This window comes from Micromonospora sp. CNZ303, assembly GCF_004345505.1.
In genome coordinates this window covers 75064-87356 of sequence record NZ_SLVT01000013.1, presented here as the reverse complement: position 1 = coordinate 87356, position 12293 = coordinate 75064, and the positions used below count along the sequence as shown (strand labels likewise).

14 protein-coding genes are annotated in these 12293 nt (G+C 71.7%); 13 read left to right on the top strand and 1 reads right to left on the bottom strand.

The window, feature by feature from the left end; genetic code table 11:
• Positions 1-33: 33 nt before the first annotated feature.
• The 10 genes from EV374_RS20845 to amt all read left to right on the top strand — a co-directional run bounded on the left by EV374_RS20845 (position 34) and on the right by amt (position 8832).
• Positions 34-351 carry an MFS transporter gene (locus tag EV374_RS20845; RefSeq protein ID WP_486485878.1) on the top strand — a complete coding sequence of 106 codons (318 nt, stop codon included), beginning with the start codon at positions 34-36 and terminating at the stop codon, positions 349-351.
• Between the two features lie 194 nt (positions 352-545).
• On the top strand, positions 546-848 hold the full coding sequence (locus tag EV374_RS20840) for an urease subunit gamma (protein ID WP_132237885.1): 303 nt from the start codon (positions 546-548) through the stop codon (positions 846-848).
• A 37-nt stretch (positions 849-885) separates the two neighbouring features.
• Positions 886-1383: an urease subunit beta gene (locus EV374_RS20835; RefSeq protein WP_132237883.1), complete on the top strand. Its 498-nt coding sequence runs from the start codon at positions 886-888 to the stop codon at positions 1381-1383.
• A gap of 48 nt (positions 1384-1431) precedes the next feature.
• Positions 1432-3150: an urease subunit alpha gene (locus EV374_RS20830; protein ID WP_132237881.1), complete on the top strand. Its 1719-nt coding sequence runs from the start codon at positions 1432-1434 to the stop codon at positions 3148-3150.
• A 63-nt stretch (positions 3151-3213) separates the two neighbouring features.
• A complete protein-coding gene (locus EV374_RS20825) occupies positions 3214-3777 on the top strand; it encodes an urease accessory protein UreE (protein ID WP_132237879.1) in 564 nt (187 codons plus the stop codon).
• A gap of 20 nt (positions 3778-3797) precedes the next feature.
• Positions 3798-4475, top strand: a complete 678-nt coding sequence (locus EV374_RS20820) for an urease accessory protein UreF (RefSeq protein WP_132237877.1) — start codon at positions 3798-3800, stop codon at positions 4473-4475.
• A 76-nt stretch (positions 4476-4551) separates the two neighbouring features.
• A complete protein-coding gene (gene ureG, locus EV374_RS20815) occupies positions 4552-5181 on the top strand; it encodes an urease accessory protein UreG (RefSeq protein ID WP_132237875.1) in 630 nt (209 codons plus the stop codon).
• Positions 5178-6095: an urease accessory protein UreD gene (locus EV374_RS20810; RefSeq protein ID WP_132237873.1), complete on the top strand. Its 918-nt coding sequence runs from the start codon at positions 5178-5180 to the stop codon at positions 6093-6095. Before ureG ends, EV374_RS20810 begins: the two co-directional genes overlap by 4 nt.
• A gap of 19 nt (positions 6096-6114) precedes the next feature.
• Positions 6115-7140 carry an urea transporter gene (gene yut / locus EV374_RS20805; RefSeq protein ID WP_132237871.1) on the top strand — a complete coding sequence of 342 codons (1026 nt, stop codon included), beginning with the start codon at positions 6115-6117 and terminating at the stop codon, positions 7138-7140.
• 27 nt (positions 7141-7167) lie between these two features.
• A complete protein-coding gene (gene amt, locus EV374_RS20800; RefSeq protein WP_486485877.1) occupies positions 7168-8832 on the top strand; it encodes an ammonium transporter in 1665 nt (554 codons plus the stop codon).
• A gap of 127 nt (positions 8833-8959) precedes the next feature.
• Here the strand turns inward: amt and EV374_RS20795 are convergent, their stop codons facing one another.
• Positions 8960-9697: a YoaK family protein gene (locus EV374_RS20795; RefSeq protein ID WP_132237869.1), complete on the bottom strand. Its 738-nt coding sequence runs from the start codon at positions 9695-9697 to the stop codon at positions 8960-8962.
• A 181-nt stretch (positions 9698-9878) separates the two neighbouring features.
• Between EV374_RS20795 and EV374_RS20790 the strand changes: the two genes are divergently transcribed.
• From EV374_RS20790 to EV374_RS20780, 3 genes are all read left to right on the top strand, one after another.
• Positions 9879-10592: a histidine phosphatase family protein gene (locus EV374_RS20790; RefSeq protein ID WP_132237867.1), complete on the top strand. Its 714-nt coding sequence runs from the start codon at positions 9879-9881 to the stop codon at positions 10590-10592.
• Positions 10593-10890: 298 nt separating this feature from the next.
• Positions 10891-11475, top strand: a complete 585-nt coding sequence (locus EV374_RS20785) for a DUF3090 domain-containing protein (RefSeq protein WP_132237865.1) — start codon at positions 10891-10893, stop codon at positions 11473-11475.
• Entirely contained in the window at positions 11472-12290 is an 819-nt protein-coding gene (locus EV374_RS20780) for an SCO1664 family protein (protein ID WP_132237863.1), read from the top strand. The genes EV374_RS20785 and EV374_RS20780 overlap by 4 nt, the downstream gene beginning before the upstream one ends.
• Positions 12291-12293 lie beyond the last annotated feature (3 nt).

Here is a 12293-nt window from a genome sequence, read left to right as displayed (position 1 = left end):
TACCCGCAGCGGATACGGGGGCCGGCTTGCGCCATGTCGATCGGACCGGCCGCCTGGACCGTGATCAACGAGATCTTCCCGGGACACATCCGGGGCCGGTGCGTGGCGATCGCCTCCGCGACGCACTGGGGGACGGAGTACCTCGTCACGCAGTTCTTCCTGAGCTTCCTCAGCGCCCTGGGACGGTCCGGGGTGTTCGCGCTCTTCGCCGGCACCTGTGTGATCGGCTTCCTCTTCGTCTGGCGGTACCTGCCGGAGAAGAAGGGCAGGACCCTCGAGGAGATCCAGCAGCTGTGGAGCGCTGGTGGTCGCGCCGGGCGCTCCCGCGGCGCCGCCGGCCGGTCCGGCTGACCGGTGGCGCGGGTAGTTGCCCCATTCGGATCCACGACGTCACGCCAAAGCGTACGGTTCTACCCGAAGCCGCACTTAACCGGCGTAGCGGACAGGCGATGTCGAAGTTCGGCCCGCTGCCGGTGTCGAGGCTGAGCCGCGTCCGTCCGGCCCGGCCGGCGGCTCCCGATCGACAGTCGCGAAGGACCAGGACAGTGCATCTGACACCGAAGGAATTCGACAAGCTCACGATCCTCTCGATGGCCGTCGTCGCCAACGCCCGCAAGGCCAGAGGGATCAAGCTCAACCATCCCGAGGCTGTCGCGGTGATCTGCGCCGCCGCCCTGGAGGGGGCCCGGGAGGGCAAGACGGTCGAAGAGGTCATGAACGAGGCCCGCAGCACGCTCAGCGCCGACGACGTGATGCCGGGCGTGCCGGACATGCTGCCGATGGTGCAGGTCGAGGCGGTCTTCACCGACGGCTCCCGGCTGGTCACCGTGCACTCACCGATCCGATAGGCGAGCCCAGAGGCGTCTCCAGGAAGGCGGAGCAGAAATGGCCAAGCAGCATCCCGGCCCCAACTCCAAGCACGTGCGGCCCATCGGTGGCTACGTGCTCAGCGACCAGCCGCTGGAGTTGAACGCGGGCCGGCCGGTCACGGAAGTCGTCGTGCAGAACACCGGTGACCGACCCATCCAGGTCGGCTCGCACTTCCACTTCTTCGAGGTCAACCGGATGCTCGCCTTCGACCGTGAGGCGGCCTTCGGCAAGCGGCTCAACATCCCGGCGACGACGTCCGTCCGGTTCGAGCCGGGTGACAGGAAGACCGTGCAGCTCATTCCGTTCGGCGGGCAGCAGCGCGTCTACGGGTTCAACGGGCTGGTGCAGGGCTGGACCGGTAGCGAGGCGACGCCCAGCTATCGGCCGGACCGGACGGCGGCGATCCACAACGCCAGGACCCGGGGCTTCACGTTCGGCCCGGAGCAGCAGGACAAGCCCGAACCGCAGAAGAAGCCCGCGCAGCAGGACAAGCCCGAGGGCAGGAAGAAGTAGGTCCACTATCCCGCAGGGCTGCCAGCCTCGGGCAGGAGAGAAGATCAGATGAGCCAGATTTCCCGGCAAGAGTATTCCGGAATGTACGGCCCCACGACGGGCGACCAGATCAGGCTTGGCGACACGGATCTCTACATCGAGATCGAGAGGGATCTGCGGGTCCTCGGCGACGAGGTGATGTACGGCGGCGGCAAGACGCTGCGCGACGGCATGGGGGTGCACAACCAGTACACCAACGCAGAGGGCGGCCTGGACCTGGTCATCACGAACGTGACCGTCCTCGACGCGATCCTCGGCGTGGTCAAGGCCGACGTGGGGGTCAAGGACGGCAAGATCGCCGGCATCGGCAAGGCCGGCAACCCGAACGTCATGGACGGGGTCACGCCCGAGTTGATCACCGGGCCGGGCACCGAGGCGATCTCCGGTGAGCACCTCATCCTCACGGCGGGGGGCATCGACACGCACGTGCACCTGGTGACGCCGTTCCAGGCGCAGGCCGCCCTCAGCAACGGCGTGACCACCCTGTGGGGCGGCGGCACCGGACCGACCGACAGCACCAACGGCGTCACCATCACCCCCGGACCCTGGAACATCCAGGCGATGATGCGGGCCTTCGAGACCATCCCCATCAACATCGGGCTGATGGCGAAGGGCAACAGCACCGGCCGGGCGCCCCTGGTGGAGCAGATCATGGCCGGCGCGCCGAGCTTCAAGATCCACGAGGACTGGGGCGCCCCGCCCGCGGTGATCCGGGCCTGCCTGGACGTCGCCGACGAGTTCGACGTGCAGGTCAGCATCCACACCGACACCCTCAACGAGAGCGGCTACCTCGAGGACACCATCGCCGCGTTCGAGGGCCGCACGATCCACACCTTCCACACCGAGGGCGCCGGCGGCGGGCACGCCCCCGACGTCATCAAGATCGCCGGACAGATGAACGTGCTGCCCAGCTCAACCACACCGACGGTGCCCTACGGCATCAACAGCCAGTCCGAGCTGTACGACATGATCATGGTCTGCCACAACTTCAACCCACAGGTCCCCTCGGACGTGGCCTTCGTCGAGAGCCGCATCCGTACCGAGACGATCGCGGCCGAGGACGTCCTGCTCGACGAGGGCGTCATCTCGATGATGCAGAGCGACTCGCAGGCCATGGGGCGCGTCGGCGAGACCTGGCTGCGCACCATCCAGCTCGCCGGGCAGATGAAGGCCACCCGCGGCAAGCTCGCCGAGGACTCGGACGCCAACGACAACTTCCGGGTGTTGCGGTACGTGGCCAAGATGACCATCAACCCGGCCATCACCCAGGGGATCTCGCACGTGCTGGGATCGGTCACGCCGGGCAAGATGGCCGACCTCGTGCTCTGGGAACCGGCGTTCTTCGGCGCCAAGCCGAAGCTGGTCCTCAAGGGCGGCATGATCGCCTGGTCGATCATGGGTGACCCGAACGCCTCGCTGCCGACGCCGCAGCCGGTCTACTACCGCCCCTCGTTCGCCGCGTACGGCAGCCAGCTCGCCAGGACCTGCGTGACCTTCGTGTCCCGGGCCGCGTACGAGGCCGGCATCGCCGAGCAGCTCGGCCTGCAACGGCAGGTCATGCCCGTGTACCGGACCCGGGGACTGACCAAGCGGGACATGGTGCGCAACGACCGTACGCCGAAGCTCGAGGTCGACCCGGAGACCTTCGCCGTGAAGATGGACGGCGTGCACGCGACGGTGCCGCCGGCCCGCGACCTCCCCCTCAGCCAGCTCTACTTCTTCAGCTGACCACCGCCGGGGACCGTCCGCCGACGTGCGCGGTCCCCGGCCCCCGACCGAGAGGAGAGGCCCGTGCTCGTCGAGACGGTGCTGGGCAACATGAACGAGCCGGACTGGACGGCCCGGCTGAGGGAGGCGCGCATCGACGACCTGGTGCTCGACCAGTGGGACGCCCAGAAGAGCCGCATCCGCAAGATGACGACCTCCGGCGCCGAGCTGTCGGTCTCGCTGGAGCGCGGCGTGCGGCTGCGCGACGGCGACGTCCTGGCCTGGGACGACCTGACCGCCACGGCGGTGGTGGCCCGGGTGCAGCTTGGCGACGTGATGGTGGTCGACCTGGAGAAGCTGCGCGGCGAGTCGGCCGATCTGCTGATCCGTTCGGCCGTCGAACTCGGGCACGCCATCGGCAACCAGCACTGGCCCGCCGTGGTCAAGGGCGCGAAGATGTACGTCCCGCTCACCGTCGACCGCAAGGTCATGGACTCGGTGATGCGTACCCACGCCTTCACCGGGATCACCCACGAGTTCGTTCCCGGCACCGAGGTCATCGCGTACCTCGCGCCGCACGAGTCGCGGCGGTTGTTCGGCGGGGCCGACTCGACGCCGCACTCGCACCTGCCCGCCGACCTGAACTGAGGGGGCGGGCGGTGCGCACGATGGCCGGGACCCTGAAGCTGCTGCAGTTCGGCGACTCGGTCTTCCCGGTGGGCGCGTTCTCCTTCTCCAACGGGCTGGAGATGGCCGTCGAGCACGGAGTCGTCCACGACCGGACGACCCTCCAGGAGTTCGTCCGGTCGGTCACCCGGCTGGCCGCCACCGGAGACGGCGTGGCCCTGCTCGCCGGCCACCGGGGCGCCGCCGCCGGGGACCTCGACCGGATCCGGCGCGCCGACGAGGCCGTGCACCTGCGCAAGATCAACGAAGAGATGCGCGTCATGTCCGTACGCATGGGGCGCAAGCTCGCGGAGGCCGCGACCCGGATCGTCGGGGAGACGCTGCTGAAGAAGCGGATCGGCGAGTCGGCGACCGGCGTGCCGGTCACCTATCCGGTCGCCCTCGGGGTGGTCTTCGCCGACCTCGGGGTCGGCGAGGAGGACGCCTTCGCGGCCCACCAGTACGGCACGGCCTCCACGGTGCTCGGCGCGGCCGTGCGGTTGATGCGGGTCGACCACCTCGACGCGCAGTCCATCCTCTTCGCGGTCAACGAGAAGGTCGCCGACGACTACCGCGAGGTACGCACCGCGGACCTCGACGACATGCAGACCTTCGGCCCCCACCTCGATGTCCTGGCCGCCGCGCACCAGCACACCCACGTGCGGATGTTCATGAGTTGAGACGCCCCCGAAGGGCGACCGCGCGAAAACCACCCCTCGCGAATCCGAACAACTCCCCAGAAGGACAGGTCACGAGATGAAGTCGGCAAGTCGTATCGGCGTGGGCGGCCCGGTGGGCAGCGGCAAGACCGCGATCATCGAGGCGGTGGTGCCCCGGTTCGTGGAGAACGGACTGCGGGTGCTGGTGATCACCAACGACGTCGTCACCACGGAAGACGCCAAGCACGTCCGACGCGCGCTGACCGGGGTGCTGGTCGAGGAGCGGATCCTCGGGGTGGAGACCGGGGCGTGCCCGCACACGGCGGTACGCGAGGACCCGAGCATGAACCTGGCCGCCGTGGAGGACATGGAGGCCCGCTTCCCGGACAGCGATGTGGTGCTGATCGAGAGCGGTGGGGACAACCTCACCCTGACGTTCAGTCCCGCGCTCGTCGACTACTTCATCTACGTCATCGACGTGGCGGCCGGCGACAAGATCCCGCGCAAGAACGGCCCGGGCATCTCCAAGTCCGACATCCTCGTCGTCAACAAGACGGACCTGGCGCCCTACGTGGACGCCGACCTCGACGTCATGGCGCGCGACGCGGACGCGATGCGCAACGGCAAGCCCGTCGTGTTCACCAACTGCAAGACGGGCGAGGGCGTCGACGAACTGGTCTCGCTGATCCGCCGCAACGCGTTGTTCGACGCCGAAGTGGTCGCATGATCACACTGGACGGTGCGCGGGAGCTGGCGCCGTACCAGGACCAACCGGCCCAGCTGCCCGCCGGGGCCAACGGCAAGGTCGGGGTGCTGCGCCTCGGGTTCGAGCGGCGCGGGGAACGCACCATCCTGCACGACCTCTACCGGCAGTCGCCGCTGCTGGTCCAGCGGGCGCTCTACTGGGACGAGGAGATGCCGCAGCTGCCCTGCGTCATGATCCTCACCACCTCCGGCGGCGTGTTGCAGGGCGACCGGCTGCACGTGGACGTGGACCTGGCGCCCGGCAGCCAGGCGCACCTCGTGACCCAGTCCGCCACCAAGATCCAGGAGATGGACGCGAACTACGGTACGCAGGTCCAGCGCTTCACCCTCGCCGAGGACGCCTACCTGGAGTACCTCCCGGAGCCCACCATCCCGTACCGGGGCAGCCGGTTCGTCACCGACACCCGGGTGCGGCTGCCGCAGAGCGCCACACTGCTCTACGGCGAGGTCCTGCAACCCGGCCGCAAGCACTACCGCGACGGCGAACTCTTCGCGTACGACCTCTACTCCTGCTCGGTGCGGGCCGAGCGGCCCGACGGCCGGCAGTTGTTCGTGGAGAAGTTCGTGGCGACCCCCGCCACGTTCGAGGCGGCCCGGGTCGGGGTCATGGACCGCTTCCACGTCTTCGCCAACGTCGTGCTGCTCACCGACCCCGAGCGGGCCGCCCGGGTCTACGAGCGGACCTCCACGCCGGTCTGGGACGAGCGGACGCCGCTGGCCAGCGCCGTCAGCCGGCTGCCCAACGACGCGGGTCTCGTCTTCAAGGTCCTGGGCCAGGAGACGGAACCGGTACGCGCCGCGGTACGCGCCTTCTGCGTGGCCGCCCGCGAAGAGGTGACCGGCCACACCTTCCCACCCGCGTTCAGCTGGCGTTGAGCCCACCAAGGAGGTCGCCGTGAGCGCCGTGACGCACGGCTGGCACAGGCTGAGCAGCCGCAACCCGGTGGTCGGGTTCGTCGATGCCTGCCTGCGCGGGCCCGCGCAGGTCGTCTTCCAGAACAACGCGCTCAGCGGCCTGCTGATCCTCGTCGCGCTCGCCTGGGGCGCGTTCGAGGACGGGCAGCCGCGGGTCTTCGGCGGCGGCGTCCTCGGTCTCGTCGTCGGCACCGTGACGGCCCTCGTCCTCCAGGTGGACCGGTCCTCGCTGCGACAGGGGATGTTCGGCTTCAGCCCGCTGCTGACGGGGCTCGCCGTACCGACGTTCCTCGACGACCGGCCGCTGACGTGGCTCTACCTGGTGCTCGGCGCGGCGGCCACGACCGTGGTGACGCTGGCCCTGAACGCGATCTTCAAGAAGTGGGGCCTGACCGCGTTCACGTTCCCGTTCGTGCTGACGACGTGGGTGCTGCTGCTGGCCGCGTACCAGCTCGACCGGTTCACCGTGTCGACCGACATGACACCGAAGTTCCCCGGCCAGGGGCCGTCGGCCGGCGGCAGCTTCGACGGGGACCTCGTGCCGACGTTCCTTCGCGGCGTGTCCCAGGTGTTCCTGATCGACAGTTGGGTCACGGGGCTGATCATCGTGGTCGCGCTGCTGGTCAACTCCCGCTTCTCGGCGCTCTTCGCGCTGGTCGGCAGCGTCGGGGCGACCCTGCTGGCGCTCTGGTTCGGCGCCGACGGGGCCTCGCTCGACAAGGGCCTGTACGGCTTCAACGCGGTGCTGACGGCCATCGCGGTGGGCGCGGTGATGCACCGCCCCGGCGCGCTGGCGACGCTCTACACCCTGTTCGGCATCGCGTTGACGCTCGTCGTCCAACTGGCCCTGGCGACCGTGCTCACGCCGCTGGCCATCCCCGTGCTGACGGGGCCGTTCAACATCGCCACCTGGTTGCTGCTGCTGCCCAAGCGGCACTTCGCGCCGTTGCCCAACCACGAACGCGTCGAGGAGACCGTCGTCTCCGCCGTGAAGCGCACCGTCTGACCGTACCGAGAGGAGAGGTGAGCTCCCGTGCTCGCTCAGCAAGCGGTGGACTCGGGCGACACCGCCTGGGTGCTGGTCTGCACCGGCCTGGTGCTGTTCATGACCCCCGGCCTGGCGGCCTTCTACGGCGGGATGGTCCGCACCCGCAACGTGCTCGCGATGCTGCAGCAGAACATCGTCGCGCTGGGCGTCGTCAGCCTCACCTGGGTGCTGGTCGGCTACACGATCGCCTTCGGCGACGACGCCGGCACCGGCCTCTTCGGCAACCTCGAACTGCTCGGGCTGACCGACCTCGGCGTCCCGCCCGCGCCCAACCTGCACGTCGTCGCCGGCCAGGTGACCGTACCGACCCTGGCGTTCGTCGCCTACCAGATGATGTTCGCGGTGATCACCCCCGCGCTCGTCACCGGGGCGACCGCCGGCCGGCTGAAGTTCCTCGGCTGGGCGCTGTTCCTGGCCGTCTGGTCCGTCGTGGTCTACGCGCCGATCGCGCACTGGCTGTGGCACCCCGACGGCTGGTTGGCGAAGTTCGGCACCCAGGACTGGGCCGGCGGGCTGGTGGTGCACGCCTCGGCGGGAGCCGCCGTCCTGGGCACCCTGCTGGTGGTGGGGCGCCGACGCGGCTGGCCGCGCACCGCCGCTCCGCCCAACTCCATCCCGCTTACCATCCTGGGCGCGGGCATCCTCTGGTTCGGTTGGTTCGGCTTCAACGGCGGCGACGGACTCCAGGCCAACGGGGTGGCCGCCCAGGCGCTGATCAACACCCACCTCGCCGCCGCGGCCGGCATGCTCGTCTGGCTGGTCGCCGAGCGGCTCAAGGACGGCCACAGCACCGTGGTGGGCAGCGTCTCCGGTGCCGTCGCGGGGCTCGCGACGGTCACCCCGGCCGCCGGATACGTCAACGCGATCTCCGCCATCGTCATCGGCGCGATCGCCGGCCTCGTCTGCCACACGGCGCTGCGGTTGAAGTACCTGCTCCGGCTCGACGACGCGCTGGACGTCCTGGCGGTGCACTTCGTCGGCGGCATGCTCGGCACGCTGCTGCTCGGCCTCTTCGGCGACAGTGGCGTGAATCCGCTCGGCAAGGACGGGCTCTTTCTCGGCGGCGGCGGATCCCTGCTCTGGCACCAACTCGTCGGCGTGGTGGCCGTGGTGGCCTTCGCCTTCGTCCTCAGTTGGGCGATCGCCGCCGCCGTGCAGGCGCTCGTCGGGCTGCGTGCCCCGGCCGAGGCGCAGGACGACCTCGACCACGCCCAGCAGGGCACCGCCGCGTACCACCTCGGTGGGGTCGCGGGGCTCAGCGGCACGGGCGCGCCGGGGCGCCGGCAGCACCCCGCCGGGCGGGACGGGGCCGCGGCCGGGCCCGCGCGGCCGGCCGGGCCCGCCCGGCTGGTGACCGCGACGGTGGACCCGACGCGGCTACCGAGCACCCGGGAACTGCGCGACGCCCTGCGTGGGGCGGGCGCCACCGCCATCGTGGTCTCCGATGCGACCGTCGCCACCGGCGAGCCGGCCCCCCGCGCGCTGCCTCGGGGGTACTGGCAGGACCAGGACCTGCTGGACCGGGCCCGGGTCGAGGTGGTGGTGCGGCAGGAGGCGGTGCCCGCGGTGCTCGACGTGCTGGGCCGCTACGGCGCGGACCGGTCGGAGAGCTTCGTCCAGGACGTCCAGCCCGCGACGGACGTACGCTGACCCGCCTCCGTCCGCCGCGGGTCAACGGGCAGGGCGTGGCCGGCGGGACGCGACGGCGGCACGTAGCCCGGGGACCGCCGGCGGATGCCTCGCCAGCCGTACGCGGATCGGGCGGCCCTCGGGCGGGTCACGGTCGGTTGCGGGCCCGGCGGAGCAGGAGCGCCACGCACGACAGGGCCAGTGCCGCCCAGGCCGGCACCCAGAGGGGACGTTCCTGCGCCAGGGTGCCGACGCCGCCGCCGGCGGCGTAGCAGGTCAACCCCAGCAGTCCGAGGAGTACGCCCTGCCGGGCCCGCCCGCGGCCCGGGTCCGGACCGACGAGCCAACGGCCGACACGTTCGCCGGTCTTCGCCACCGTGCCCGACTGGTAGGTGATGGCGGTGGTGATGCCGGCGGTACGGGCGAACAGCGTCGCCAGGGCGCCCAGGGCGAGGCCGCCGACGGCGGCGAGGGCGAGGCGCGCCAGCCCGCCCTGCTGGCCGTGGCGGAGCAGGACGTTGAGCACCGCCCACAGCGACATCGCGAGCACGGCGGCGGCGAGCCCTCGGGCGGCCGGCGACCAGCGGCTGCGGGCGGCGCGCGCCTGCGAGACCACGCCCGTGCCGACGGCGAACGCCACCAGCGAGGCGGCCGACTCGGGCCAGGTGGGGTGCCGCCCGGCCGTGCTGAGGCCCAGGAAGATGGCGTTGCCCGACTGGTTGGCCACGAACGCGCCGTAGCGCAGGAAGGCGAAGGCGTCCACGAAGCCGGCGATGCCGGTGGTGAGGGCGAGCACCAGCAGCGGGTGACGGAACTCCCGCAGGGCGTCGTCGGGGTCGGGCGGGTCGCCGGCCGTGGAGGATGGCGGGGAAACCGAGTCGCCCATCGCGTCGCACGCACCCTCCGGGTGAGGTCTCGGACCACCTGTCCGCCCGGCCGCCGACACGAAGCGGCCACCCCGGATGCTATCCGGTCATTGCTCCGAATTCGGACGGTCGGCGCGTACGGTGACCGGCGTCGCGGCACGGAGGGCGACCGCCGTCGCGGCCAGGTCATAGGGTGGTCCCGTGGCGACCCTTCTGCTCTTGCGACACGGCCGGACGACCGCGAACGCGGACGGCGGGCTGGCCGGCCGCCAGCCCGTCGAGTTGGACGAGACGGGCCGCGCCCAGGCGACGGCGGTCGGCGAGCGGCTGCGGGCCGTGCCGCTCGCGGCGGTGGTGACCAGTCCGCTGATCCGGTGCCGGCAGACCCTGGAGCTGGCGCTGCCCGGGGCCGCCCCGGTCGTCGAGGAGGGCCTCATCGAGTGCGGCTACGGCGCCTGGGAGGGGCAGCCGCTGAAGAAGCTGGCGAAGGAGCCGCTCTGGCCGGTCGTGCAGCAGCATCCGAGCGCCGCGGTGTTCCCGGAGGGGGAGGCGATGGCCGCGATGGCCGCGCGGGCGGTCACCGCGGTGCGTACGTGGGACGCCCGGATCACCGCCGAGCACGGCCCGGAGGCGGTCTGGCTGGCGTGCAGCCACGGCGACGTGATCAAGGCGATCGTGGCCGACGCGCTCGGCGTACATCTGGATCTGTTCCAGCGGATCGTGGCCGACCCGGCGTCGGTGACGGCGATCCGCTACACGCCGCTGCGGCCGTTCCTTATGCGGCTCAACGACACCGGCGGCGACCTGGCCGGGCTGGTGCCGCCGCCGCGCAAGCGTCGTCGCCGGGCGACGCGGGCGACCGGCGCGGCCGACTCCGACGCGCCGGTCGGCGGCGGCGCGGGGGCGGGCCGGTGACCTGCCGGCGGCGCCCCGACCCACGGCCTCGCGGCAAGGCGGCGCGTCCGGCGGGCCGGTGCCGGGGCGTGGCGGCCGTCCCGTCCGCGGCGCCCGTTGCGCCCGCCCCGGCCGACGAGGAGTCCGCGCGCCGGTGCGGGCCGAGCTTCCCGTCCGCGACCACGCCGCGGCGCGGGCCCGGGGTCTTGCCGGCCGCCACGCCCGGGTGCGGCGCACGGTGTGCCGGGCGCGGCGGGGGTACGGCGATTCGCGTCGGTGGGGTACGCGGCGTTGTGGCGCGCCGGATAGGGTCGTGGGTATGACCCACCAGGTGCACGCCTTCGAGCCGCCGGAGCGGTTCGTCGCCGGGACGGTCGGGCCGCCGGGGGAGCGCACGTTCTTCCTCCAGGCGCGCGGCGGTGGCCGGCTGGTCAGCGTCGCGCTGGAGAAGGTCCAGGTGTCATTGCTGGCCGAGAAGCTCGAGGAGCTGCTCTCCGAGGCACAGCGTCGCTTCGGGGTGGAGCTGCCCGAGCCGGTGGCCGCCGTCGGCGACAACGACCCGCTGGACACGCCCGTCGACGAGGAGTTCCGGGTCGGCACGCTCGGGCTGGCGTTCGACGTCGACACCGCGACCGTGGTGATCGAGGCCATCGCCGTGGGCGAGGCGGAGGTCGAGGTCGAGCTCGGTGAGCCCGACGACGACGAGGACGCCGAGGACGAGGACGAGGAACCGGACGAGGACCTCGACCGGCTCCGGGTGCGGCTGACCCCCGAGGCGACCCGACAGTTCATCGAGCGGGCCCGGCGGGTGGTCAACGCCGGTCGTCCGCCCTGCCCGCTCTGCGGCCAGCCCCTCGATCCCGCCGGTCATCTCTGTCCGCGCCACAACGGTTATCACCGGTGACCTCGTCGGATCTCCAGCCCCGACAGGACGGCGAGGCCGCGCTCCGCTTGCTGCGTGACGGCCACCTCGACCTGGAGGGGCGGCTCGTCGACGCCTCCAACACGACCCTGCGCGGCATCCTGACCCTCGACGGGGTGACGGCCCGCTGCGTCTACAAGCCGGTGCGGGGCGAGCGCCCGCTGTGGGACTTCCCGGACGGCACGCTGGCCGGCCGGGAGGTCTCGGCGTACGTGGTCTCCCGGGCCACCGGATGGGACCTGGTGCCGCCGACCGTGCTGCGCGACGGCCCGTTCGGACCGGGATCGTGTCAGCTCTGGATCGACGAGCCGGAGGAGGCCGAGCCCCTGGTCGGGTTCGTGCCGGCCGACGCGCTGCCGCCCCGGTGGTTCCCGATCGCGGCCGCCCGCGACGACGACGGCACACCGTACGCGCTGGCGCACGCCGACGATCCGCGGCTGGCCCGGCTCGCGGTGCTCGACGCGGTGATCAACAACGCGGACCGCAAGGGCGGGCACGTGCTGGTCGGCCCGGACGACCGGATCTACGGCGTCGACCACGGGGTGAGCTTCCACGTCGAGGAGAAGCTGCGCACGGTGCTCTGGGGCTGGGCCGGGCGGCAACTGCCGGCGGACGCCGTGGAGATGCTCGACGCACTCGCCGGCCAGCTTTCCAAGGCACTGGGCGCCGAGCTGGCCGAGCACCTGACCATCCGGGAGGTCGCCGAGCTGGCGGCCCGGGTCGACCGGCTGCGGCACACCGGCCTGTTCCCGCAGCCCTCGCAGGACTGGCCGGCGGTGCCCTGGCCCCCCATGTGAGCG